The following is a 23,498-nucleotide window of genomic DNA, read 5'->3' as shown; positions in this document are numbered from 1 at the left end:
TGTAGCGAAGCGGTGAATCGAAGAACACCCGGAACGACTGGCGCCGGGCGCCCGCCCAAGCTATCCGGTCATGATGCGGGTTCAGGAAACGACATGGCGCTTGCGGCGCTGATCGCGGCGGTGCGCGATGCGGAGGATGGCAGCGGCCTGGTCGGCACGCTGCCGGTCGCCGGTCGCACGCTGATCGAGCGGCAGGCCCGGCTCGCGGCACGCGCCGGGGCCGAACATGTCGTGCTGCTCGTCGAACGCCTGCCTGCCGGCCTGACCGGCGCGATCGACCGGCTGCGCCGCGACGGGATCGCGGTCGATGTCGCGCGCAGCGCCGGGGATGCGGCCGATCGGTTCCATCCCGATGAGCGCGTGCTGGTCTTCGCGGACGGTGCGGTGGCCGGCAGCGGTGCGATCGAGCGGCTGATCACGGGAAACGCTCCGGCACTGCTGACGCTGGGCGAGGGCGCGCCGCCGGGTCCGTTCGAGCGGATCGATGCGGCGACGCGCTGGGCCGGGCTCGCGCTCGTCACGGGCGACATGCTGCGCAAGACGGTGGCGATGCTGGGCGACTGGGACCTGCACTCGACATTGCTGCGCCGCGCGGTAGGGGCCTCGGCGCGGCGCGTCGACATGGCGGACGGAGCGGGGCTGGGCGAGGCCTTTCCCGCAATGCTGGTGCGCTCCAAGGGGGGCGCGCGGGCCGCGACCGAGGCGAGCTTCACGGTCGATCGCGCGGGTGAGGGCTGGCCTTCGCGGCTGCTCTACGGCCCGGCAGCACGTTTGCTCGTCGGCCTGGTGCTCGATCGCAACCTCGAATCGCGCTGGCTGCGCTGGGGCGGCATCGCGGCGGCCCTGCTCGCAATGCCGGCGATGCTGAAGGGCTGGTTGCTGTTGGGGCTGGTGCTGCTGGTGATCGGAGCGCTATTCGATGCAACGGGGCGACTGCTCGCGGCCTTGCGGCTCTCGCCCGCCGCGCCCGACGATCGGCTGGCACTCGGGCGGGCAGGCGCGATGGCGCTCGGGTTACTGGGCTTTGCCTGGCATCGCGTGGATTCCGGCGCGACGCCGCTGGTGCTCGCATTGAGCACGATCGCCGTCATGGTCGCTACCGCGCGCGAACGCTGGATATTGCGGCGGCTGGGCGGTCTGTCGGCACCGTTGTGGGTAGCCGATGCCGATGCGCTGGTGCTGCTGTTCCTGCCGTTCGCGCTCGTCCAGCAGACCCTGCCGGGGCTCGGTGCGCTCGGCCTCTATGCGGCCGCGTCCTTCGCGGTCGTCCAGCAGCGTTTGATCGGCCTTGCGCGGATCCGCGCCTGAGACGGTGGACGCGATCGATCCGGCTCCCTACAACCCGATGCGGGAGTGATGGACAATTGGGGGATCGCCCATCATGCGCAAGATTGCATTCGCCGTAGCCGTCACCGCGCTGGCGTTCCTGACGGCCTGCGAGCGTCAGCAGACGTTCAACTACACTGCCGAGGATGCCAACGAGGATGCTGCTCTCAACACTCTGCAGGCAGAGAACAACGATGCGCAGGGCGCGAGCGATGCGGTGCTGGGCATGATTCCGGACGAGAACGGCACAATGCGTATGGCGAACGTCCAATAGCCCTCGCGGGCGTCAGTCGATCTGGCCGACGCCTTCGCAGCTGAGATCGAAGGCGGCGAGGCCCGCCTCCAGATTTTCGGACAGGGTCGGCATGTCGATCAGCAGATCGACCGGTGGTTCGGAATTCGCATCGCCGGCCTCTTCCAGTGCGTCGTCCCACTCGGAGGCGTCGTAGGTGCCGAGGCCGACCAGCGCGAGCGCCAGAAGCTCGATCTGCTGATCGTCGGCGAGATCGTCGATCGCGGTGCGCAGCTCGTCGACCGCGGTCTCGTCCAGCTCGTCTTCCAGCACGTCGCGCTCGTCATCCGAATCATCGACGGGATCGTCATTGTCCGGATCGATCCCCGGCACCTGCGCCTCGACCTCGCGGGCGCGGATGATGATGCGGCAGATGAGGTCGAGGGGGGTCGAAAGATCCATCGTCGGTCCTTGGCAGATGGGCGTGGCTTCTCGGCGAAACGACGCTTGGCCGTACCGGTTCCGGATGATCGCGACATCCTGTTGACCGTACGCGCGGCCATGCCTATAGGCCGCGCTTCCGAAGCGCCCGCGCGCTTCGATGCGCGGCGGGGCGGAGTAGCTCAGCTGGTTAGAGCAGCGGAATCATAATCCGCGTGTCGGGGGTTCAAGTCCCTCCTCCGCTACCACCGCCGCCCTTCAGCAATGGACAGAATCGACGGATGCGGCCAATCACGGCCGATCATCCGCGAAAGGGCAGAAGCATGGCGTTCACCGCGAAGATCCTGCTGCTCGGATCGGGCGAGCTCGGGCGCGAGTTCGTGATCTCGGCCAAGCGGCTCGGCTGCGAGGTCGTGGCGTGCGACAGCTATGCTGGCGCGCCGGCCATGCAGGTGGCGGATGGGTTCGAGGTCTTTTCGATGCTCGACGGCGATCTGCTGCGCGCCGCGATCGAGAAGCACCGTCCCGATTTCGTGGTGCCCGAGGTCGAGGCGATCCGCACCGAGATCCTGGCCGAGGTGGAGAAGCACGGCGTCACTGTCGTCCCCTCCGCCCGCGCCACGATGATGACGATGAATCGCGACGGCATCCGCGAGGTGGCGGCCGGCGAACTCGGCCTGCGCACCTCACGCTATCGGTATGCCGAGACGCTGGAAGAGGTGCGCGCCGGTGCGGCGCACACAGGCCTGCCCTGCGTGATCAAACCGGTCATGTCCTCGTCTGGCAAAGGGCAAAGCACGGTGCGAGCCGAAAGCGAGCTGGAGGCGGCGTGGAACTATGCCGTCGCCAACATGCGCGGCGACCGGCGGCGCGTGATCGTCGAGGAGTTCATCGCCTTCGACTATGAGATCACGCTGCTCACCGTTCGGACCCGCGACGGTGTGCTGTTCTGCCCGCCGATCGGCCACCGGCAGGAACGCGGCGATTATCAGGAGAGCTGGCAGCCGACGCCGATGTCCGATGCCGCTATCGCTTCCGCGCAGGACATGGCGCGCAAGGTCGTCGACGATCTCGGCGGCTACGGCCTGTTCGGCGTCGAATTCTTCGTGAAGGGCGAGGAGGTGATCTTCTCCGAGCTGTCGCCGCGTCCGCACGATACCGGCATGGTGACGCTCATCTCGCAGAATCTGAGCGAATTCGATCTGCACGCGCGCGCGATCCTTGGCTTACCGATCCCCTCGATCGTGCTGCGTGGGCCTTCCGCTTCCGCCGTGATCCTCGCCGATCGCGACGCGACGACGCTGCGCTATGACGGGCTGGCCGAGGCTCTGGCCATGCCGGGTGGCGAGGTGGACGTGCGACTGTTCGGCAAACCGAACTCGCGCCCCTATCGTCGCATGGGTGTGACGCTCGCTTTGGCGGAGACGACCGACGATGCGCGCCGGATCGCGGCCGAGGCGGCAGGCAAGATCCGGATTGGCTACGGTGACTGAGATCGTTTCGCGGTCGTCACGGGGATGGCGGTTGGCAATCCGTTAATCTTTCCCGGTGAGATTCGTTCATAATATGGGGTGGGAGCGGGTCCTGATCGAAGGCGGATCGGGGGAAGCCATGGCATTGCTGGATTATTTCGCTTCGGTAGCGACGCGCCGCATGGCGCGCGAGGAGGCGGTCAACGCCATTCGCGTGAAGGGCGCCGGTGCGGAGCAGGCGCTGCGCGACCGGATGGCGCGCACCGACAGCAAGGCCCGCAGGCAGGTCTATCGTCTCGCTATCAGGGCGCTGCCGGCACTGACCGAGCGAGAGAAACTCTAGCGCGGCGCCGCTGCCCGCTTCAGCCGGTCATTGATCGCATGGCCGAGCCCTGTCCGCGGGATCGGCGCGATGGCGATAGCCGGTGGCTCCGCCGCATCGGCGCGATGCAACGCGTCGAACAGCCGCGCCGCCGCCTCGATGGGGTCGCCGATGGGCGAGAGGTTATCGTCGCCTTCGATCGGGCCGAAGCCGATCAGCCATTCGCCGGGGAGCCGCCCGGTTGCCTCGAGCCGCACCGGCTTGCCGGGCGCATAGTGGCTGGAGAGCTGGCCCGGCGCTTCGATCCTGCCATCTTCGACCGTATCGACCGGCAGCCCGCCAGCGTCCGAGAGATGCTCTGCCGTGATCGGGCCGGGGCGGAGCAGGCGCAGCCGTTCCGGTTCGACCGCTACGATCGTCGATTCGATACCGTGCCGCGTCGGGCCGCCGTCGAGCACGAGCGGCACGCGATCGCCCAGGGATGAGGCGACATGCTCTGCGCGGGTCGCGCTGATCCGGCCGCTTGCATTGGCGGAGGGCGCGGCGAGGGGGCGGCCGGATGCCTCGATCAGGGCCTTCATCGCCGGATGCGCCGGCATGCGCAGCGCCAGCGTCGGCAGACCGGCCGTCACCAGCGAGGACACCGGCGATCCTGCGCCAAGCGGCAGCACCATGGTGAGCGGGCCGGGCCAGAAGGCATCCGCCAGCCGCCGGGCGACCGGGCCGATCACCGCCAGTGTCTCCGCCTGCGCCATGCTCGCGACATGCACGATCAGCGGGTTGAAGCTTGGCCGTCCCTTCGCCGCGTAGATCCGTGCCACCGCCTCGCCCGAGGTCGCATCCGCAGCCAGGCCGTAGACCGTCTCGGTCGGCACCGCGACCGGTTGACCTGCGCGGATCAGGTCCGCAGCGCGCGCGATGGCGGCATCGTCGAGGGGCAGGATCATGGCGCCGCCCCGCTACCCCACGCATGAAAGCTCCGCAATGATCGTTGCCGGGGTGGAACCGTCAACCTTCCCGGGTGTAAGAGCCTCGGCCAGAGCCTGAAGAGGATTCTATGGCGCGTAAGTATTTCGGCACGGACGGCATTCGCGGGCGCACCAACGAGGCGCCGATGACGGTGGAGCTGGCCATGAAGGTCGGCCAGGCGGCGGGCGCGCACTTCCTGCGCGGCGATCACCGCCACCGTGTCGTGATCGGCAAGGACACGCGGCTTTCCGGCTACATGATGGAATCGGCGCTGGTCGCGGGATTCACCTCGGTCGGCATGGACGTGATCCTGTTCGGCCCGATCCCGACGCCGGCCGTGGCGATGCTGACGAAGGCGATGCGCGCCGATATCGGCGTTATGATCTCGGCCAGCCACAATCCCTATCAGGATAACGGCATCAAGCTGTTCGGACCGGACGGCTTCAAGCTCTCCGACGAGGACGAGGCGGCGATCGAGAAGGCGCTGGATAAGGCACCCAGGCTGGCGGCCGCCGAGGCGATCGGTCGCGCCCAGCGCATCGAGGATGCACGCGGTCGCTATATCCACGCGGTAAAGGCGACCTTCCCCGAGGATCTTCGGCTGGATGGGCTGCGCGTGGTGCTCGATTGCGCCAACGGTGCAGCCTACAATGTCGCGCCTGCCGCCTTGTGGGAATTGGGTGCCGACGTGATCGCGATCGGGGTCCAGCCGAATGGCACCAACGTCAATGACGGCGTCGGCTCGACCGCCCCGCAGGCGCTCCAGCAGAAGGTGCTGGAAACGCGCGCCGATATCGGCATCGCGCTCGATGGCGATGCCGATCGCCTGATCATCGTCGACGAGAAGGGCAAGATCGTCGACGGCGATCAGATCATGGCGCTGATCGCCACCGGCTGGCAGCGGCGCGGGCTGCTCCAGGGCGGCGGAATCGTCGCGACGGTGATGTCCAACCTCGGTCTGGAGCGATATCTGGAGAAGGCCGGGCTGACGCTCCATCGCACGGCGGTGGGCGACCGCTACGTGCTGGAGGCGATGCGGCGCGACGGCTTCAACGTCGGCGGTGAGCAGTCGGGCCACCTGATCCTGTCCGATTACGCCACTACCGGCGATGGCCTGGTCGCCGCGCTGCAGGTGCTGGCCGAGCTGGTCGAGAGCGGCAAGCCCGCCTCGAAGCTGCTCGCCTGCTTCGAACCCCTGCCGCAGAAGCTGCAGAACGTCCGCTTCAAGAGCGGCGCGCCGCTGGAGACCGACGGCGTGAAGGCGGCGATCGCCGATGCCGAGAAGCGGCTGGAAGGCTCGGGCCGCCTCGTCATCCGCAAATCCGGTACCGAGCCGCTGATCCGCGTGATGGCGGAGGCCGAGGATCCGGCGCTCGTCTCCGCGGTCGTGGAGGATGTCTGCGAGGCCGTGAGGCGCGCCGCCTGATGCTGGAGATGCGCCCCGATTGCGAGCGCTGCGGCGTCGACCTCCCGGCCAGCCAGCCGGGCGCGTTCATCTGCTCGTTCGAGTGCACCTTCTGCGCCGAATGTTCGGATGCGCTCGACGATCACTGTCCCAATTGCGGCGGGGAACTGCTCGACCGGCCCACGCGCGTCGGAGCGGCGCTCAAGGAACACCCCGCCTCGACGGAGCGCCGGCACAAGGGCTGAGCGTTCCGTTAACCCTGCTTCCTGATAGCGCCTTTACCGGCCGGCGCTAGACGAAGGTCGAAGGGCCGGCCGGGCGGCCGGGGAAGGACCGGACGTGCATTCCGAGAGCGACAGAAAGGGACGGCTCGCCGGGCTGATGCTCTGGCTGCGCGACGTCGCGTCGCTGGTGCTCGGGATATCGCTGGTGCTGTTCGGCACGATCCTGCTCTACACCATCTATTTCGCGGTGCGCACGGGCGAGCTGGCGCCGTTCGGCCGGATGGTCGGCATCGTTACCTTCGTCGCCTGCCTGCGCATCCTGATCGCGCCGCCGCCCGAGGAATGAGCGGACTTACAGCGTCCACATGCTCCGGCCGAAGTCGCGGCCGCGGAACACGCCCTTCACGTCGGCGAACAGACCGTCTTCCTCGACCAGCCCGGCCAGCGTGGCATCGTCCATCTCGCGATAGAAACGGTGCGACACCGCCGCGACGACCAAGTCGTATTTCCGGTCCAGAGCTTCCGGATCGAGGTGGACGCCATAATCACGCTCGGCCTCGGCGGCATCGGCGTGCGGATCGTGGACCGTCACCGAATGGCCGTGGAACCAGAAGCGCTTGACGATGTCGCCGACCTTGGAGTTGCGCAGGTCCGGCACGTCCTCCTTGAAGGTCACGCCGAGGATCAGCACGCGCAGCGAGCGGCGCTTGAGCGTCAGGTGCAAAGTATCGGCGATCCAGCGCGCCATGTCGTCGTTGACCGAGCGGGCGGCGGGGATGACTTCCGGCAGATGCCCCAGCTCGATCGCGCGGTGCGAGAGGTAATAAGGATCGACGCCGATGCAGTGGCCGCCGACCAGGCCCGGCGTGAAGGGCAGGAAGTTCCACTTGGTCTTCGCCGCGTCGATCACGTCCCAGATGGATACGCCGAGCTTCTGGAAGATGCGGGTCGCCTCGTTCATGAAGGCGATGTTGACGTCGCGCTGGGCGTTCTCGATCGCCTTGGCGCCCTCGGCCGCCTTGATCGAGGCGGCGCGGAACGTGCCGCCCGTGGTCACTCGCTCGTAGATCTTGGACACGCGATCTGTGGTCTCGGGGCAATCGCCCGAGACGACCTTGATGATGCGATCGACGGTATGCTCGCGGTCGCCCGGATTGATCCGCTCGGGGCTGTAGCCGACGAAGAAATCCTCCTTCCAGATCAGGCCAGAGGCCTGCTCCATGGCGGGGACGCAGAGTTCCTCGGTGACGCCCGGATAGACGGTGCTCTCGAAGATGATCAGCGGCTTGCGGCTGCCGTCCAGCATCTTGCCGACCATCTCGGACGCGGAGAGGAGGGCGCGCAGGTCGGGCCGGTTGCGCTCGTCCACCGGCGTGGGAACGGTGACGATATAGACATCAGCCGCGGTGCAGGCATCGGCCTTGGCGGCATATTGGAGCTGGGACGCCGCGAGGCGTGCGTCGTCGATCTCGTCGGTGCGGTCGTGGCCGGCCTTCAGCTCGGCGATCCGGCTCTCGTCGATGTCGAGGCCGACGGTCGGGAAGCTCTTCGCCAGCGCAACCGCCAGCGGCAGGCCGACATAGCCGAGCCCCACCACGACGACGGACTGGACGGCCACCTCGGCGGCGGCCGGAACGGAGCGGAGATCGGCGATGCGTGCGTCCATGGCCACACTCCATAGGACGAGGCCGTAAAGGCTTCGTCAACCGCATACACTTTTGCATCCGTTTCGGAATGAGCCATCGGCCCTTGAAAAATCGCCCGGCGCCGCCGAAATGGGCGTCAATTCCTCCCTTAGGAGCCATCCATCATGACCCATGAAATCGCCACGCTGGCAGGCGGCTGCTTCTGGTGCGTCGAGGCGGTGTTCGACGACGTGATCGGCGTCGAATCCGTCGAGAGCGGTTATACCGGCGGCACCGTCTCCAATCCGACCTACAAGCAGGTCTGCGGCGGTGACACCGGCCATGCCGAGGCGATCCGCATCGCCTTCGATCCGGCCGTCATCAGCTACGACGACATCCTCGACATCTTCTTTCACATCCACGATCCGACCCAGCTCAACCGGCAGGGCAACGATGTCGGCACCCAGTATCGATCGGCGATCTTCCCGCATTCGCCCGAGCAGGAGGCCTCCGTGCGCAAGGCGATCGAGCGGGCGCAGGCGGACTGGGGCCAGCCGATCGTCACCACGATCGAGGCCAAAGCGCCATGGTACGTCGCCGAGGATTATCACCAGGAATATTTCGAGCGGGAAGGGAGCTCGAACCCCTATTGCATGGCGGTGGTCGCGCCCAAGCTGCAGAAGTTCCGGAAGAGCTACGCTGCGCGGCTCAAGCGTCAGACGGCGTGATGGCGATCAAGGTAAAAGGGGCGTAAAGGCTGACGAGCAACCGGTCTCGTTGCAGTGCAGCGGGGCCGGTTTCGATTCAGCGAACGACGATCGCGATCAGACTCGCCCAGAAGGTCATGCCCGCGAAGGCACCGACCATGAGCGTGACCGCGAACTGACGCGGCATGATGTCGATTTCTCTGCGCACCATCTTCAGGGTCCTCACACTAAGCCACTTATACTTCGCGTTCGCTTAGCGACTTATTAATGGGCGAGCGTCGGGGAGGTTCCACCTTCGTCTAATCCGGTTGCCATCTTTGCACGGGCAGATGAGGGCGCTAGGTACGGGCCATGCCACCGAGCTTCCGTTTCGAGCGCGATCATCCCGAGCCCTGCGCGGGCGTGGACGAGGCCGGGCGCGGGCCGCTCGCAGGTCCCGTGGTCGCCGCCGCCGTGATCCTCGACCGGCGGCGCCTGCCGCACGGCATCGACGATTCCAAGAAGCTCGACGAACCAGCTCGCGAGGCGCTCTACGCGAAGATCACACGCGTGGCGGGTTGGGGCGTCGGTATCGTCGATGTCGAGGAGATCGATCGGCTCAATATCTATCATGCGACCATGCTGGCGATGACGCGCGCCGTGGACGCGCTGGGCATCGAGCCGGGCATGGTGCTGGTCGACGGCAATGCACTGCCCAAATGGCGCTATCCGGCGACCGCGCTGGTTTCGGGCGACGCGCTCAGCCGATCGATCGCCGCCGCCTCGATCGTCGCCAAGGTGACGCGCGACAGGATCATGCATGTGCACGATGCCGACTGGCCGGGCTATGGCTGGCGGCAGAACAAGGGCTACGGCACGCCCGAGCACAAGGCCGCGCTGATCCGCCTCGGCCCTACCCCGCTTCACCGCCGCAGCTTCGCGCCGGTGGCGCAACTCTGCCTGTCGATCTGAGAAAGCGACAAGGCGAGCCCTTGCGGCCACACCACTAGGGATTGAGTCCGTCGAGTCCGGCGGACTCAACATCCTGTGTTGCCTGTGGATAACTCGCCCCGCTTATTGCGCGACTCGGCGGAATCCCTAAACTTTTACGCTTGACCCGGAGTCCCCGCCGACTCAGGTTGCGCGCCGAAACGGTTCGGGGCGAAGCATGCATCAGGTCGATACGGGGACGGGTTCGAAGATCGCGCGGGCGCGGGCGGCAGCGGGCGTGCTGCCGCTCGACCAGATCCTGCGGGACGATTGCATCCGCGCGATGTCCCAGTTGCCCGACAAATCGATCGACTGCATCTTTGCTGATCCGCCCTACAATCTTCAACTGGGCGGCGATCTGTTCCGGCCGGACGGCAGTCAGGTCGACGCGGTCGATGATGACTGGGATAAGTTCGACAGCTACGCCAGCTACGATCGATTCACCCAGGCATGGCTCGCTCAGGCACGGCGCATCCTGAAGGACAACGGCACGATCTGGGTAATTGGAAGCTATCACAATATCTTCCGGGTCGGATCTGCGATCCAGGATGAGGGTTTCTGGATCCTCAACGACATCGTCTGGCGCAAGGCCAACCCCATGCCCAATTTCAAGGGCACGCGCTTCACCAACGCGCACGAGACCTTGATCTGGGCGTCGAAGTCGGAAGGCGCACGCTACACATTCAACTATCAGGCGATGAAGGCGCTGAACGACGAACTGCAGATGCGCTCCGACTGGAGCTTGCCGATCTGCTCGGGCGCCGAACGTTTGAAGGATGACGACGGCGCCAAGGCGCACCCCACGCAGAAGCCGGAGGCGCTGCTCTATCGCGTGTTGCTGGCGACGACCAAGCCGGGCGATGTGGTGCTCGATCCCTTCTTCGGCACGGGCACGACCGGCGCGGTGGCGAAGCGCCTCGGCCGCCGCTGGATCGGCATCGAGCGCGAGCCTAAATATATCCGCGTCGCCCGTGAGCGGATTGCCGCCGCGCTCCCCCTCGACGAGAGCGCGATGACCGTGATGCCAACAAAGCGCACCGCGCCGCGCGTGCCGTTCGGCGCGATTGTGGAAGCGGGGATACTGCCACCGGGCACGGTGCTGACCGACGCCAAGCGCCGCTGGAAGGCGAGCGTGCGCGCCGACAGTTCGCTATTTTGTGAGTCGGTCGAGGGGTCGATCCACAAGCTCGGCGCGACACTGCAAGGCGCGCCGTCGTGCAACGGCTGGACCTTCTGGCATGTCGAGCATGAAGGCAGGCTGGAGTCGATCGATACGCTGCGCCAGCAATGGCTGGCGATGCAGCCGGCGGGATGATCTCCGCCGAAATCGCGCGCCGCGGCCACTCCGCGCGCGTCTATCTCCGCCCCACTGGCTTCGTCGATGCGCCGTTCGGCTATGACGGGCAAACGCTCAGGCTGGCCGGCGGACTGCTGTGGTTCGCGATGGTCGAGGCGATCGCCGCCGACGAGAATGGCCGCTTCGCCAGCGCGCTGGTTCCAGTCGAGCGGATCGAGGACTTCGTCGAGAGCTTGCCCGAGCCGCAATCCTCCTCGGCCTGCACCCAGCTCCGCCGCCTCACCAGCCCGCGCGCTGCCTTGACACTCGGCCAGCGCACCGTCCGGCTCGACCAGCCGCAGGTGATGGGTATCCTCAACGTGACGCCGGACAGCTTCTCCGAGGGCGGCGGGCTGGAGAGCGATCCCGACACCGCCGCCGCCCGCGCCGTCGAGATGTCCGAAAGCGGCGCCGCGATCATCGATATCGGCGGCGAATCCACCCGCCCCGGCGCGCGCACCGTCTGGGAGGGCGACGAGATCGCCCGCGTGAAGCCGGTGCTGGAGAAGCTCCACCACGCCGGCCTCGCGCTCTCGATCGACACGCGCAAGGGGCAGGTGATGGAGGCGGCGCTGGCGGCCGGCGCGCACCTGATCAACGACGTCGCCGCGCTGACATGGGACGACGAGGCGCTGGCGGTTGCCGCGCGCTCCACGGCGCCGGTGGTGCTGATGCATCACCAGGGCAACCCGGCGACGATGCAGCAGGACCCGCGCTACCGCGACGCCCTGCTCGACGTGTACGACTGGCTGGAGGCGCGGATCGACAGCGTGGTCGCCGCCGGCGTGGCGCGCGAGCGGTTGCTGATTGATCCCGGCATCGGCTTCGGCAAGAACCTGCGCCACAATCTCCAGATCCTGAACGGCCTGTCGCTGTTCCACGGGCTCGGCCTGCCGATCGTGCTGGGCGCGAGCCGCAAGCGCACCATCGGCGCGCTCTCGGGCGAGGCGCCGGTCGAGCAGCGGCTGGGCGGCTCGATCGCGCTGGCGCTGAAGGGCGCGGCGCAAGGCGTGCAACTGCTGCGCGTCCACGACGTGTTCGAGACGGTGCAGGCGGTGCGCGTGTGGCGCGGGATGCGCGACGAGGCGCTGACGCCTGGGTGATGTCCGTTAGGGGTGGTAAGCGGTCGGGCGGCTATTGATCTCCGCGGACGATTAGCGGACGTTCAAAGGATGCTCCTTGCTGTCGCGACCACCGCCAGGACGTTCTTGCTTCCTCACTGGTCGCGTTGGCATCAGTTATGGGGGCCGCCCCTGCCGGCCGTGGCATCCCAATGGACGTGTGTTCGATCGAGCATGTTTCTCGTGAAAGCGCTTCATCGATGCGGGATCGAGGCGAGGCTACAAAGCGGTCAGCCTCCGGAGAAAGCACCGGGCATGGCTGGTGAGGATTGCGGCCTGTTCACCGCCGATGGATGGATGGGCCATGCCTGGGTAGAGGCGAATGAGTTCCTGGTCGACATAACCGCTGACCAGTTCGGCCACGCGCCTGTGATCGTGTCACCCGCCAGCAACCCCACATACCGGCCGGCCCGAGACGAAGCGAACACGCTCACGGCAACCAAGAATGCCGCGGTAGCGATCGATGAAATTTGGCCTTTGTGGTGCAGCTACGTAGCTCAACACCGTCCGCTAATGGGAGGCAGCTCAGGGCTGCTCTAGGGCTGACTTTGGGGCGATAGCAGCCCTTCCAATGTAGGATTTCGTGTGTCACGGTCGACGCACCGGTTGGTCCGGTGGCGCGCATCCTGATGTCGTGCCCAGCCTGTAGGAATGTCTTCTTTTCAGTCCTGTCGCTGTCAACTTCGTCAACTTCGCGAAGGCTATCACGCCGCGCTGTCGATCCCGAGGTCGCCGAGCTTGCGGTACAGTGTCGAGCGCCCGATCCCGAGCCGCCGGGCAACCTCGCTCATCCGGCCTCGATAGTGGCTGATCGCCAGGCGGATCACGTCGCCCTCGATATCCTCGAGCGGGCGGAGGTGACCTTCCGGCGTGTAGAGCAGCACGCCGCCGGTCGCGACCGAGGGCATGCGGTGGCCGCTCTCCACGCGCGGACGGCGGCGGGAGAAGCTCTCCTGCGCGATCTGCGGGAAGTCGGCGGTGGTGAGCGAGGGCGCGTCGCACAGCACGGCGGCGCGGAACAGGGCGTTCTGGAGCTGGCGGATGTTTCCCGGCCAGTCATAGGCGCCGAGCAGCGCCAGCGCGTCGTCGGTGATGTCGAGCTCGCGCAGGCCCGGCTGACGGGCGATGCGATCGAGCAGGTGGCGGGCCAGCGCCGGCAGATCGGCGGCGCGCTCGCGCAGGGGCGGCAGGGCGACGTGCACGCCCGCGAGGCGATAGAGCAGATCCTCGCGGAAACGTCCCTGCGCCACCTCTTCCGCGAGCGTGACGCGGCTCGCGGCGACGACGCGGACGTCGACCTCGCGGCAACCGCGCGCGCCGAGCGGCCAGATACGGCCCGATTCGAGCACCGCCAGCAACCGCGCCTGCGTGTCGAGCGGCAGCGCTGCGACATCGTCGAGGAACAACGTGCCGCCGTCCGCCTCCACGAAGCGGCCATGCTTGCGATCAAAGGCGCCGGCGAAGGCCCCTTGCTCGTGGCCGAATAGGGTCGAATCGATCACGTTGGCCGGCACCGCGCCGCAATCGATCACGATCAGCGGACGTTGTGCACGGGGGGAGGCCGCGTGGATCGCCTCGGCGAACATCTCCTTGCCGGTGCCGCGATCGCCTTCGATCAGCACGGGGACGCGGCTTTCGGCGGCGCGCTCGGCGGTGGCGAGCGCGGCGCGGAAGGCAGGCACGGTGCCGACGATTTCGTCGAAACTGAGCGGTTGCCAGAGTTTCTCGGCCATCGGGCGGAGCTCACCCTCGATCGAATCGCGGTTCGCGGCCGTGTCGAGCGCAGCCATCAGCCGCTCGGGGGCGATCGGCTTGACGAGATAGTCGGTGGCGCCCTGCCGCATCGCTTCCACGGCGACGGCCAGATCGTCCAGCGTGGTGAGGACGTGTACGACCTTGTCCGGATGCGCGCCGCGCAGCTCGGCCACGACGATGGGCGTATCCTCGCGCTGATCGATCAGTACCGCTTCGATCGTCGCGCCCTGCGGCGATTTCAGCACCTTGAGCGCGGCGACGCTCGAATCGGCGACGACCGTGCGCCAGCCCGCACGCGCGGCGATCGCCGACACCAGACGGCGCTGCCCGGCATCCTCGTCAATCAGCAGCAGGCTCCGGATCGTCTCGCGCGGCATCCCGTTTCCCTCGAAATCGGAGGGAGTGCTACCTTGCCCGGGTAAAGACAGGCTTAAGCGCCTGCAAGCACCGGCAACTGCCACAAGGGACGATTGCGCTTGCAGTGCCGGGCAGGGCACGCCAAACCGCGCCAAAGACTTGAGGAGGGCGGACATGTCGGACCATGGCGGTATGGAGATGAAGGCGCACGAGCAGACCTACGGCGGTTTCCTTACGCTGCTGAAGTTCGGCACGGTTGCCTGCCTGATCGTGGCGGCCATCGTCGTCTATCTGATCTCGCACTGAGCCTGAGCGATCATGGGGGTTAAGATCGCTGTCCTGCGCGAGCAGGCCGAGGGTGAGCGCCGTGTCTCGGCCACGCCGGAGACGGTAAAGAAATTCATCGGGCTTGGCGCGGAGTTGGCCGTCGAGGCCGGTGCGGGTGCTACGGCATCGATCGCGGACCAGGCCTATGCCGACGCCGGCGCGACCGTCGCGGATCGTGCGAGCGTACTGGCCGATGCCGACATCATCCTGGGCGTGCAGGGGCCGGAGCCGGCGTCGATCGCGAGCGCGAAGAGCGGCGCGTGGCTGGCAGCCGGCCTCAATCCTTTCGGTGAGCGGGCGCGTGTCGACGCTTATGCGGCGGCGGGGATCGAGGCGCTGGCGATGGAGTTCATGCCGCGCATCACCCGTGCGCAGTCGATGGACATCCTCTCCTCCCAGTCCAACCTGTCGGGTTACAAGGCGGTGCTGGACGCGGCGGGCGAATATGGCCGCGCCTTCCCGATGATGATGACGGCGGCCGGCACGGTGTCGGCGGCGCGCGTGTTCATCATGGGTGTCGGCGTCGCGGGCCTGCAGGCGATCGCGACGGCGCGGCGCCTCGGCGCGCAGGTCTCCGCCACCGACGTGCGATCGGCGACCAAGGAGCAGATCCTCTCGCTGGGCGCCAAGCCGATCTTCGTCGAGAGCGTGAAGGGCATCGAGGGCGAGGGCTCCGGCGGCTACGCCACCGAAATGTCGGAAGAGTATCAGAAGGCGCAGGCCGAACTGGTCTCCTCGCACATCGCCAAGCAGGACATCGTCATCACCACGGCGCTGATCCCGGGCCGGCCGGCGCCGCGCCTGATCAGCGACGCGCAGATCGCCTCGATGCGATCCGGAAGCGTGATCGTCGATCTCGCGGTGGAGAGCGGTGGCAACGTCGAGGGTGCGGTCGCGGGCGAAGTGATCGAGCGCCACGGTGTCAAGATCGTCGGCCACAGGAACGTGCCCAGCCGCCTCGCGGCGGACACCTCGGCGCTGTTCGCCCGGAACCTGTTCAACTTCCTGTCAGCCTTTTGGGACAAGGATAAGGGAGCGCCCGTGCTCGACGCGGAAATCGGCGATGCCATCCGGCTGACGCAGGGCGGCAAGGTCGTGAATCCGAGGTTGCTGACATGAACGCGCTGTTTCTCTCTGTCCTCCTGGCGTCTGGTCAGGCCAACGGGCCGGTGCTCCACGCCACAGACGTCAAGTCGGACGCGAGCGATCCGCTCACCGACAAGTTCGCCGACGCACTGCGCAAGGCGATCCCGCATGCCAGGCACATGAAGCCCTGGTCCGGCGACGATGCGGATGATCTTTATCTGGCGATCCTTTTCCCCGTGGAAGAGGACGGCAAGAAGTTCAGCTATGCGGTCGATCTGATGAAGGCGCGCGACATGGTGACGCCCGATCGGCTCGCCTCGTTCACCGGCACGTGCCGCACCGCCGAGGTGGACGCTTGCGCGGCGGGTGTGGTCGCCAAGGCCGACAAGCGGGCAAACGACTGAGTTTACTGGGGGAAGGCCATGGATTTCATCTCGATCCTGTCGATCTTCGTGATGGCCTGCTTCGTGGGCTATTACGTGGTGTGGTCGGTCACGCCGGCGCTGCACACGCCGCTGATGGCGGTGACCAACGCGATCTCCTCGGTGATCATCGTCGGCGCGCTGATCGCGGGCGCCGCGGCGGGCAGCGCGACCTCGAAATGGCTGGGGCTGCTGGCGATCGTGCTGGCTAGTGTCAACATCTTCGGCGGCTTCGCCGTCACCGAGCGGATGCTGGCGATGTACAAGAAGAAAGAGCGGCCGACAGCGGCCAAGCATTGATCCATTCGTCGCCCCGGACCTGATCCGGGGGCCCGCTTTTTGAATGCGGGAAGGGAGCGGGACCCCGGATCAACTCCGGGGTGACGGTAGGGGGCAGAGGTAGTGGAAGAAATCGCGATAAATCCCTGGGTGGCGCTGGCCTACCTGATCGCAGGCATCTGCTTCATCATGGCGCTGCGCGGGCTTTCCAGCCCCGAGAGCAGCCGCAAGGGCAACCGCTACGGCATGGCGGGCATGTTGATCGCGGTGGTGACGACGCTCGTTACGCACGCCCCTAATGCAACGCCATCGGCGCCCTGCAGGCCGGGTTTCATTGACTGCGGCATGGCAATTTTCACCCTCGACCTTCCGACGATGCTGGAAATCGTTGCCGCGATCGCAATCGGCGGCGCAATTGGTTTCGTCACTGCCCGCAAGATCAAGATGACCGACATGCCGCAGCTTGTCGCAGCCTTCCACTCTCTGGTCGGCCTGGCGGCGGTGCTGGTGGCGGTGGCGGCTTACGCTAACCCCGCGGCGTTCGGCATCAAAATACCGTTCATGGATCACATCGAGCCGGTCAGCCGTATCGAGATGGGCCTCGGCATCGCGATCGGCGCGATCACCTTCTCCGGCTCGGTGATCGCCTTCCTCAAGCTCAACGGCAACATGTCGGGCAAGCCGATAATGCTGCCCGGCCGCCACGTCATCAACCTCGGCACGCTGGCGCTGATCATCGGCCTGATCGCCTATTTCGTCACCGACGACAGCCTGCCCGTCTTCGCCGCGATCACCGCGCTCAGCTTCGTGATCGGCTTCCTGCTGATCATCCCGATCGGCGGCGCGGACATGCCGGTCGTGGTGTCGATGCTGAACAGCTATTCGGGCTGGGCGGCCGCCGCGATGGGTTTCACGCTGCACAACACGGCGATGATCATCACCGGCGCGCTGGTCGGCTCGTCGGGCGCGATCCTCTCCTACATCATGTGCCGCGCGATGAACCGCAGCTTCATCTCGGTGATCGCCGGCGGCTTCGGCGCGGAGACCGGCGGCGCGAGCGGCGGCGGACAGGCGATCGACCGCCCGTGGAAGCGCGGCTCGGCCGAGGACGCGGCGTTCCTGATGCAGCAGGCCGAGCAGGTCATCATCGTGCCGGGCTACGGCATGGCGGTGGCGCAGGCCCAGCATGCGCTGCGCGAGATGGGCGACATCCTCAAGAAAGAGGGTGTCCGGGTGAAATACGCCATCCACCCGGTCGCGGGCCGCATGCCGGGCCACATGAACGTGCTGCTCGCCGAGGCCAACGTCCCCTATGACGAGGTGTTCGAACTGGAGGACATCAACGGCGAGTTCGCGCAGACCGACGTCGCCTTCGTGATCGGCGCCAACGACGTCACCAATCCGGCCGCCAAGACCGACAAGAGCTCGCCCATCTACGGCATGCCCGTGCTCGACGTGGAGAAGGCCAAGACCGTGCTGTTCGTGAAGCGCTCGATGGGCGGCGTCGGCTATGCCGGCGTCGACAACGAGGTCTTCTACATGGACAACACGATGATGCTGCTGGCGGATGCCAAGAAGATGGTCGAGGAGATCGTCAAGGCGATGGGCTAACGTGTCCGATTGGGCGCCCGGCTACCACTGGAGCGATCTGCATAGGGCGCAGGAGCGGTTCGAGTTGCGCTTTCCGCCGGACTTGGTCGAACTGCTGATCGAGAAGAGACCGGCTCGGGGCTATGATTGGACCGGGAGCGGCGAGCCGACACACAAGGCGTTAGCTTGGCCGCTTGAAGGCCTGTTGTTCGATGTTGAGCACAACAGCCTGTGGCTTTCCGAATGGGGTGACAGGCCCAAGCAACTGGCGGATCGTAAGGCGGCCGTTATCGAATTGGTGGCGACTGCTCCCAAGCTGATTCCGCTGTATGGCCATCGCTATCTACCCGGCGAACCGGATGAGCGTGGCAACCCCGTCTTATCGGTCCATCAAGCCGACATCATTCACTACGGTTATGATCTGGCCGATTATTTCGCTCGGGAGTTTAGCGCTCGACCGACATGGCCTCTCGCGCGTGAGCCTCGGTCTATCCGGTTCTGGTCTGGCTTCCTCGAATAGCGCCACACATGCGAAAGCCGCCAAGGTTTCCCTAAGCGGCTTGGACACCCGGCTCGGCGGCCGGAGAGGCGGACGGCGTGAGTGCCGCCGTGCCTTAGTGGATCAGGATGGTGGCGATCGCCAGCGACTGGGCGCCGAGCAGGGCCGCGGCCATCGCCACGTTCTCGAGAATACGCATATTGATTTCCTATTGTTGTGCGCGCAGGGCAACGCCTCTTGGAGAGGGGGGACAAGACGTTGCCCTGCGACGAAACGTGAGATAAGTCGGACGAAATATTATTTCAAGTGCGGGTAATGTTCGCACGATTGCATAAAATGCAACACGAGGCTTCCCAATGACCAAGGGTATCCGCGCCGATCAATTGCTGGCCGATCGCGGCCTCGCCGAAAGCCGCACGCGCGCGCAGGCGCTGATCCTCGCGGGCCTCGTCTATACGGGCGATCGCAAGGTGGAGAAGGCGGGGCAGGCGCTGCCGCCCGACGCGCCGCTGGAGGTGAAGGGCAAGGATCATCCCTGGGTCTCGCGCGGGGGGCTCAAGCTCGATCATGCTCTGGCCCATTTCGGATGGAACGTGGACGGCGCCATTGCGATAGACGTCGGCTCCTCGACCGGCGGCTTCACCGACGTGCTGCTGACGCGCGGCGCCGCCAAGGTCTATGCGGTGGACGTCGGCCACGGCCAGCTCGCCTGGAAGCTGCGCGAGGATCCCCGCGTCGTCGTGCTGGAGCGGACCAACGCCCGCCACCTCACCGCCGAGCAGATCATCGATCCGATCGACATCGTGGTCTGCGATGCCAGCTTCATCGCGCTTTCCAAGGTGCTGCCCGCCGCGCTCGAACTAGCGAAGCCCGGCGCGCGCCTCGCCGCTCTGATCAAGCCGCAGTTCGAGGCGGGCAAGGGCGAAGTGGGCAAGGGTGGCGTGGTGCGCGATCCCGTCGTCCATCAGCGCGTGTGCGATGATGTCGTGGCGTGGCTCGATTCGATCGGCTGGGGCGTGATCGGCGTCACCACCAGCCCGATCACCGGCCCGGAGGGCAATATAGAGTTTCTGGTTGCCGCTATGAGACAGTCGATCGACAAGGCAGGTTGACGCGCCGCAGCAACGCTTTACCCCTTCGCACGGAATTGGTTAACGGGGCGGACGGATGAGCGAGCTGGCGTCGGCGGGGCAGTTGCGGATGTCGTTCCTGCGCGTGGCGCTGGTGACGGTGCCGCTGATCCTGTTTCTGGGTATCCTGTCCGGCGCGTTGGCGGGATCGGGCTTTGGCAACCCCTGGTTCGCCTCGCTCGCCAAGCCCGCCGCGATGCCGCCGGGCTGGGTGTTCCCGGTGGCGTGGACACTGCTCTACATCCTGATCGGCTTCGCGTTGGCGATGATCGTGTGGGCGCGGGGCGCGAGCGGGCGTGGCATCGCGATCGGCTTGTTCCTCGTGCAGTTCGCGCTGAACCTCGCCTGGTCGCCCGTATTCTTTGCAGGCCACAAGATCGGCGCGGCCTTCGCGATCATCCTGCTGATGATCGTCGTGACGATCGCCGCCATCCTGTCATTCGCCCGCATCCGCTCGCGCGCGGCGCTGCTGATGCTGCCCTATCTGGTCTGGCTGTGCTTCGCGGCCTACCTCAATCACGCGATCGAGGTTTTGAACCCCAACGCGGAAACGCTTGCGCCGGCGGCCGGGAGCACCCAAGTGCAGCTCTGATCCGGAGGGAATTAGAGATGCAGTCCGAGAACCGCTTTTTCGACGATTTCGCCAAGATGATGAACGGTCTCGCCGGCACCGTGGCCGGTGCGGGGCGCGAGGCCGAGGCGCAGATGCGCGAGAAGGCCAAGGGCTTCTTCGGTGGCATGGACTTCGTCAGCCGCGAGGAATTCGACGCGGTGAAGGCGATGGCCGCCGCCGCGCGCGACGAGGCGGATTTGCTCAAGGCGCGCCTCGATGCGCTGGAGGCGAAGTTGTCCACGACAAAGGCCGGGAAAGCCTGATTCTTCCACAGATTTCGTGATGCGGGCCACTTGCCCGCCCCGTCCCGGCGCGGCACAGCTTGGCGCGCCCGGTGGGGTAGAGTAGGGGCGCTGTCATGAACCTGGACGATCTCGAAGACGAACGGTCCGAGCCGTCGGCGCCGATCGACATGCTGGAAAGCTATTTCCAGGCGCATGGCTGGTCGTGCGAGCGGATGGGCGACGACGAGATCGTCGCCACAGTGCAGGGCAGCTGGACGCAGTACGAGCTGCGTGGCGTGTGGCGCCCGGAAGATCGCGTCCTCCAGTTCCTGTGCCTGCCCGACATCCGCGTGCCCGCCGATAAGCGCAATGCGATCTACGAGACGATCGGCCTGATCAACGAGCAGCTCTGGCTCGGCCATTTCGAGCTATGGGTCGCCTCTGGCCTTGCGCTTTACCGCAATGCCACGCTGATCGAGGGCGAAGAGGGCAGTGTCCTCTCGCTCGACCAGGCGGAGACGCTGATCGAGACCGCGATTGACGAGTGCGAGCGCTTCTACCCGGTGTTCCAGTTCGTCCTTTGGGGCAACAAGACCCCGGCCGACGCGATCGCCTCCGCGCTGATCGAGACCCGGGGCGAGGCGTGATCGCGGGCGACGGGCCGATCTGGCTGGTCGGCGCGGGTAATATGGGCGGCGCGATGCTGCGCGGCTGGCTCGCCTCCGGCATCGATCCGGCCCGCATTACCGTGATCCGTCCCTCCGGCACGCCGATCGAGGGCGTGACCGTGCTCAAGGCGCCACCGCCCGACGGCGAAGTGCCGGCCGTGATGTTGCTGGCGATGAAGCCGCAGAAGCTCGACGAAGCGGTGTCCGCGCTGGCACCCACGACGGGCGAGGGGACGCTGATCGTCTCGGTGCTTGCCGGCGTAGAGCTGCCGTCGCTGGCAAAGCGCTTCCCGAAGCACCGAGCGATCGTGCGGGTGATGCCCAATACGCCATCTGCGATCGGCAAGGGCGTTTCGCTGCTTCACACCGACGGTGACGAAGCGGTGCGCGTGGAAGCCGAGACGCTGGTGAGGCCGCTCGGCCTTGCCGAGTGGATCGACGACGAGGCCCTGTTCGGCCGTGTCTCGGCCCTGTCGGGTTGCGGCCCTGCGTTTCTGTTCCGCTTCATCGATGCGATGGCAAAGGCCGGCGAGGCGCAGGGTCTCGCTCCCGATCAGGCGGCGCGGCTTGCGCTAGCGACGGTCGGCGGGGCGGCGGAACTGGCGGCAGCTTCGGAAGAGACGCCGGCTCAGCTGGCCGATCGCGTCGCCAGCCCAGGCGGATCGACCCGCGCTGGCCTCAATGTGATCGACAAAGGCGCCGCGCTCGATCGCCTGATGCAGAACGTGCTGACGGCCTCGGCCCGGCGCAACGAAGAGATGGCGGCTGCCGCGCGCTGATCTCAGGCGCCGCCGCGCAGCTTGTGCAGCATCGGCCGCTCCTCGGGTGGCACCAGCCCCTCCAGCACCAGCCAGAATCCCGCCACTGCCGCCGGCCCGGCATCGACATAGGCCGCCGACATGCGAGCACGCAGTATCTCGAACAGCTCGCTTTCCAGCGCGGCCCCGGTCGGCGTGAGCCGAAGCAGGCGCTGGCGCCGATCGTCTCGCCCGACGCGCGTCTCGATCAGTTCCCGCGCGGCGAGTTCGGTCACCACACGACCCAGCGACTGCTTGGTGATGCCCAGCAGCGCCAGCAGCCGGCTGACGCTCAGGTCCGGCTGGCGGGCGATGAAGTAGAGCGTACGATGGTGCGCCCGCCCCAGTCCCTCGTCCTCCAGTCTGCGATCGACTGCCTCGAACAGCCGGCCATGACCGAAATGCATGAGTTCGATCCCGCGCCTTATCTCGGCTTCTCGCAGGAACAGGGGGGAGGCGGGGCTTTGAGGCAAGGCCATGACTTCGGCCTAGTCCCGGCTCGCACCGATATGCAAGCGAGGTATGGCGCTGGGCTTCCCTCCGGCGCCAACCCGCGCTAGGGACGCGCCTCCGCACTGGGGCGTCGCCAAGCGGTAAGGCACCGGTTTTTGGTACCGGCATTCGCAGGTTCGAATCCTGCCGCCCCAGCCAAGTTTCTCCCAACGAACTGACCTGAAATGGCTTTTCGGACGGTGCCGGAACCGTGGTGGGGCTTTGCTACAGCGCCCTGCTACAGAACCGGGGTTCTGTGGACGTAGGAGGCATCCCGAATACGGTCAGGCGCGGAGGCGTCTATCACTTCCGGCGGATGGTGCCTGGGGCCGATCACGTTCCATTCCTCGTCCGTCAGATCACCCCGAGCCATCGCTGCTCCCCCCAAAGAGCAGCTTTGAATCAGAGATCAACCCGCTTGGGAATCCACTTTGTCAACACGGCCTAGATGCTGCTGAACTCTTGTTTCCCGGCACGGCCTGCATGGCGTCATGCTCAAGGATATCGCGAGACAGTCCGAAATCAACACTTCGCTGCTTCATTATTATTTCTACGACAAGAAAGCGATTTTCGATGCTGTATTCGCTAGGCGCGCGGCCATCACCGCCAAGTTGCGAATGGCAGCGCTTGACCGGTACGAGAAGGAATGCGGCGACGATCCGACGGTCGAGGGTGCACTTCACGCCTATCTCGACACGGATCTCGATCTTTACATCATGGGCGGGGAAGGGTGGCGCAACTATGTGACGCTCGGTGCACAGGTCGCGATGACGCCAGAATGGGGAACTGCGTGGTTTGACACCCACTTCGACCCGGTCGTGTTGAGGCTCATCAGTCTGTTGAGCCGAGCACTCCCCGATTGTCCGAAGGACAGGATCTTCTGGGATATCATTTCGTGATAGGCGGCCTGGGCTTTCCCTCGCGCGTACCGGACGTATCGACCGGTTGTCCGAGGGCCTGTGCGGGTCGGAGGATTTTGAGGCGATCAAGGCCTACATGGCGCGCTTCATGGCTGCCGGATTCCTCGAGATCTACCAAAGTCCCGGCTGACCTCACGTCTCGCCTGGTTCTCCCAGTCAGTCTCGATAAGGGAATGGCGGCCGGTCACAC

General features: G+C 66.2%; 30 protein-coding genes and 2 tRNA genes. 26 read left to right on the top strand and 6 right to left on the bottom strand.

Translation table 11 applies throughout. The annotated features are described in order from the left end of the window. The first annotated feature begins 93 nt into the window (after window positions 1-93). Together HZF05_RS17000 and HZF05_RS16995 are read left to right on the top strand one after the other, a co-directional pair. Window positions 94-1,308 carry a hypothetical protein gene (locus HZF05_RS17000; protein WP_160362979.1) on the top strand — a complete coding sequence of 405 codons (1,215 nt, stop codon included), beginning with the start codon at window positions 94-96 and terminating at the stop codon, window positions 1,306-1,308. Between the two features lie 73 nt (window positions 1,309-1,381). Then, complete coding sequence (locus tag HZF05_RS16995) at window positions 1,382-1,600, top strand: hypothetical protein (RefSeq protein WP_160362978.1); 219 nt, start codon at window positions 1,382-1,384, stop codon at window positions 1,598-1,600. 12 nt (window positions 1,601-1,612) lie between these two features. Here the strand turns inward: HZF05_RS16995 and HZF05_RS16990 are convergent, their stop codons facing one another. After that, on the bottom strand, window positions 1,613-2,020 hold the full coding sequence (locus HZF05_RS16990; protein ID WP_160362977.1) for a DUF3775 domain-containing protein: 408 nt from the start codon (window positions 2,018-2,020) through the stop codon (window positions 1,613-1,615). A 150-nt stretch (window positions 2,021-2,170) separates the two neighbouring features. Between HZF05_RS16990 and HZF05_RS16985 the strand changes: the two genes are divergently transcribed. The 3 genes from HZF05_RS16985 to HZF05_RS16975 all read left to right on the top strand — a co-directional run bounded on the left by HZF05_RS16985 (window position 2,171) and on the right by HZF05_RS16975 (window position 3,814). Further along, window positions 2,171-2,247: transfer RNA gene (locus HZF05_RS16985), tRNA-Met, on the top strand. 75 nt (window positions 2,248-2,322) lie between these two features. Continuing rightward, window positions 2,323-3,492 carry a formate-dependent phosphoribosylglycinamide formyltransferase gene (purT, locus tag HZF05_RS16980; protein WP_160362976.1) on the top strand — a complete coding sequence of 390 codons (1,170 nt, stop codon included), beginning with the start codon at window positions 2,323-2,325 and terminating at the stop codon, window positions 3,490-3,492. Window positions 3,493-3,610: 118 nt separating this feature from the next. Beyond that, the gene (locus HZF05_RS16975; RefSeq protein ID WP_160362975.1) at window positions 3,611-3,814 is read left to right on the top strand and encodes a hypothetical protein; all 204 of its coding nucleotides are present in this window, start codon (window positions 3,611-3,613) and stop codon (window positions 3,812-3,814) included. Here HZF05_RS16975 and HZF05_RS16970 read toward each other — a convergent pair. Continuing rightward, window positions 3,811-4,740, bottom strand: a complete 930-nt coding sequence (locus HZF05_RS16970; RefSeq protein ID WP_160362974.1) for an L-threonylcarbamoyladenylate synthase — start codon at window positions 4,738-4,740, stop codon at window positions 3,811-3,813. The two genes, HZF05_RS16975 and HZF05_RS16970, sit on opposite strands and share 4 nt — an antisense overlap. Before the next feature lie 110 nt (window positions 4,741-4,850). Here HZF05_RS16970 and glmM point away from each other — a divergent pair, with 110 nt between their 5' ends. From glmM to HZF05_RS16955, 3 genes are all read left to right on the top strand, one after another. Beyond that, window positions 4,851-6,188 carry a phosphoglucosamine mutase gene (gene glmM, locus HZF05_RS16965; protein ID WP_160362973.1) on the top strand — a complete coding sequence of 446 codons (1,338 nt, stop codon included), beginning with the start codon at window positions 4,851-4,853 and terminating at the stop codon, window positions 6,186-6,188. Then, complete coding sequence (locus HZF05_RS16960) at window positions 6,188-6,412, top strand: DUF1272 domain-containing protein (RefSeq protein WP_160362972.1); 225 nt, start codon at window positions 6,188-6,190, stop codon at window positions 6,410-6,412. Before glmM ends, HZF05_RS16960 begins: the two co-directional genes overlap by 1 nt. Window positions 6,413-6,506: 94 nt before the next feature. After that, window positions 6,507-6,737: a hypothetical protein gene (locus HZF05_RS16955; protein WP_160362971.1), complete on the top strand. Its 231-nt coding sequence runs from the start codon at window positions 6,507-6,509 to the stop codon at window positions 6,735-6,737. 6 nt (window positions 6,738-6,743) lie between these two features. Here HZF05_RS16955 and HZF05_RS16950 read toward each other — a convergent pair whose 3' ends face one another. After that, window positions 6,744-8,057, bottom strand: coding sequence for a nucleotide sugar dehydrogenase (locus HZF05_RS16950; protein ID WP_160362970.1), 1,314 nt, complete (start codon window positions 8,055-8,057; stop codon window positions 6,744-6,746). A 144-nt stretch (window positions 8,058-8,201) separates the two neighbouring features. Between HZF05_RS16950 and msrA the strand changes: the two genes are divergently transcribed. From msrA to folP, 4 genes are all read left to right on the top strand, one after another. Next, a complete protein-coding gene (gene msrA / locus HZF05_RS16945; protein WP_160362969.1) occupies window positions 8,202-8,744 on the top strand; it encodes a peptide-methionine (S)-S-oxide reductase MsrA in 543 nt (180 codons plus the stop codon). 330 nt (window positions 8,745-9,074) lie between these two features. Beyond that, window positions 9,075-9,674 (top strand): ribonuclease HII, encoded by a 600-nt coding sequence (locus tag HZF05_RS16940; RefSeq protein WP_160362968.1) that lies wholly within the window; start codon window positions 9,075-9,077, stop codon window positions 9,672-9,674. A 196-nt stretch (window positions 9,675-9,870) separates the two neighbouring features. Then, window positions 9,871-11,007, top strand: coding sequence for a site-specific DNA-methyltransferase (locus HZF05_RS16935; RefSeq protein ID WP_160362967.1), 1,137 nt, complete (start codon window positions 9,871-9,873; stop codon window positions 11,005-11,007). Continuing rightward, on the top strand, window positions 11,004-12,131 hold the full coding sequence (folP, locus tag HZF05_RS16930) for a dihydropteroate synthase (protein ID WP_160363151.1): 1,128 nt from the start codon (window positions 11,004-11,006) through the stop codon (window positions 12,129-12,131). Before HZF05_RS16935 ends, folP begins: the two co-directional genes overlap by 4 nt. A gap of 237 nt (window positions 12,132-12,368) precedes the next feature. On the opposite strand, the gene HZF05_RS16925 is transcribed toward folP, so the two are convergent. Further along, window positions 12,369-12,512 carry a hypothetical protein gene (locus HZF05_RS16925; RefSeq protein ID WP_181638903.1) on the bottom strand — a complete coding sequence of 48 codons (144 nt, stop codon included), beginning with the start codon at window positions 12,510-12,512 and terminating at the stop codon, window positions 12,369-12,371. Window positions 12,513-12,853: 341 nt separating this feature from the next. After that, complete coding sequence (locus HZF05_RS16920) at window positions 12,854-14,281, bottom strand: sigma-54-dependent transcriptional regulator (RefSeq protein ID WP_160362965.1); 1,428 nt, start codon at window positions 14,279-14,281, stop codon at window positions 12,854-12,856. A gap of 154 nt (window positions 14,282-14,435) precedes the next feature. Between HZF05_RS16920 and HZF05_RS16915 the strand changes: the two genes are divergently transcribed. From HZF05_RS16915 to proC, 11 genes are all read left to right on the top strand, one after another. Beyond that, window positions 14,436-14,567 carry an aa3-type cytochrome c oxidase subunit IV gene (locus HZF05_RS16915; RefSeq protein ID WP_160362964.1) on the top strand — a complete coding sequence of 44 codons (132 nt, stop codon included), beginning with the start codon at window positions 14,436-14,438 and terminating at the stop codon, window positions 14,565-14,567. 12 nt (window positions 14,568-14,579) lie between these two features. After that, a complete protein-coding gene (locus tag HZF05_RS16910; protein ID WP_160362963.1) occupies window positions 14,580-15,707 on the top strand; it encodes an NAD(P) transhydrogenase subunit alpha in 1,128 nt (375 codons plus the stop codon). Beyond that, a complete protein-coding gene (locus HZF05_RS16905) occupies window positions 15,704-16,078 on the top strand; it encodes a hypothetical protein (RefSeq protein ID WP_160362962.1) in 375 nt (124 codons plus the stop codon). Before HZF05_RS16910 ends, HZF05_RS16905 begins: the two co-directional genes overlap by 4 nt. A gap of 18 nt (window positions 16,079-16,096) precedes the next feature. Then, window positions 16,097-16,396: an NAD(P) transhydrogenase subunit alpha part 2 gene (locus tag HZF05_RS16900; protein ID WP_160362961.1), complete on the top strand. Its 300-nt coding sequence runs from the start codon at window positions 16,097-16,099 to the stop codon at window positions 16,394-16,396. Window positions 16,397-16,564: 168 nt separating this feature from the next. Then, the gene (locus HZF05_RS16895; protein ID WP_246332077.1) at window positions 16,565-17,986 is read left to right on the top strand and encodes an NAD(P)(+) transhydrogenase (Re/Si-specific) subunit beta; all 1,422 of its coding nucleotides are present in this window, start codon (window positions 16,565-16,567) and stop codon (window positions 17,984-17,986) included. Between the two features lies 1 nt (window position 17,987). Beyond that, a complete protein-coding gene (locus HZF05_RS16890; protein ID WP_160362959.1) occupies window positions 17,988-18,485 on the top strand; it encodes an SMI1/KNR4 family protein in 498 nt (165 codons plus the stop codon). A 335-nt stretch (window positions 18,486-18,820) separates the two neighbouring features. Then, a complete protein-coding gene (locus HZF05_RS16885) occupies window positions 18,821-19,576 on the top strand; it encodes a TlyA family RNA methyltransferase (protein ID WP_160362958.1) in 756 nt (251 codons plus the stop codon). 55 nt (window positions 19,577-19,631) lie between these two features. After that, window positions 19,632-20,186, top strand: coding sequence for a TspO/MBR family protein (locus HZF05_RS16880; RefSeq protein ID WP_160362957.1), 555 nt, complete (start codon window positions 19,632-19,634; stop codon window positions 20,184-20,186). A gap of 17 nt (window positions 20,187-20,203) precedes the next feature. Continuing rightward, window positions 20,204-20,470 carry an accessory factor UbiK family protein gene (locus tag HZF05_RS16875; protein ID WP_160362956.1) on the top strand — a complete coding sequence of 89 codons (267 nt, stop codon included), beginning with the start codon at window positions 20,204-20,206 and terminating at the stop codon, window positions 20,468-20,470. 95 nt (window positions 20,471-20,565) lie between these two features. Then, entirely contained in the window at window positions 20,566-21,078 is a 513-nt protein-coding gene (locus HZF05_RS16870) for a type III secretion system chaperone family protein (RefSeq protein WP_160362955.1), read from the top strand. Continuing rightward, complete coding sequence (gene proC, locus HZF05_RS16865) at window positions 21,075-21,878, top strand: pyrroline-5-carboxylate reductase (protein ID WP_343046912.1); 804 nt, start codon at window positions 21,075-21,077, stop codon at window positions 21,876-21,878. Before HZF05_RS16870 ends, proC begins: the two co-directional genes overlap by 4 nt. A 2-nt stretch (window positions 21,879-21,880) precedes the next feature. Here the strand turns inward: proC and HZF05_RS16860 are convergent, their stop codons facing one another. Further along, on the bottom strand, window positions 21,881-22,375 hold the full coding sequence (locus tag HZF05_RS16860) for a MarR family winged helix-turn-helix transcriptional regulator (RefSeq protein WP_160362954.1): 495 nt from the start codon (window positions 22,373-22,375) through the stop codon (window positions 21,881-21,883). A gap of 97 nt (window positions 22,376-22,472) precedes the next feature. Between HZF05_RS16860 and HZF05_RS16855 the strand changes: the two genes are divergently transcribed. From HZF05_RS16855 to HZF05_RS22445, 3 genes are all read left to right on the top strand, one after another. Continuing rightward, window positions 22,473-22,547: transfer RNA gene (locus HZF05_RS16855), tRNA-Gln, on the top strand. Window positions 22,548-22,879: 332 nt separating this feature from the next. Continuing rightward, complete coding sequence (locus tag HZF05_RS22195; RefSeq protein WP_281367530.1) at window positions 22,880-23,287, top strand: hypothetical protein; 408 nt, start codon at window positions 22,880-22,882, stop codon at window positions 23,285-23,287. Window positions 23,288-23,333: 46 nt separating this feature from the next. Continuing rightward, the gene (locus HZF05_RS22445) at window positions 23,334-23,438 is read left to right on the top strand and encodes a hypothetical protein (protein WP_425505633.1); all 105 of its coding nucleotides are present in this window, start codon (window positions 23,334-23,336) and stop codon (window positions 23,436-23,438) included. Window positions 23,439-23,498 lie beyond the last annotated feature (60 nt).

Source organism: Sphingomonas chungangi, from assembly GCF_013778325.1.
Lineage (GTDB): Bacteria > Pseudomonadota > Alphaproteobacteria > Sphingomonadales > Sphingomonadaceae > Solisphingomonas > Solisphingomonas chungangi.
This window is presented reverse-complemented; position numbering and strand designations above follow the sequence as displayed.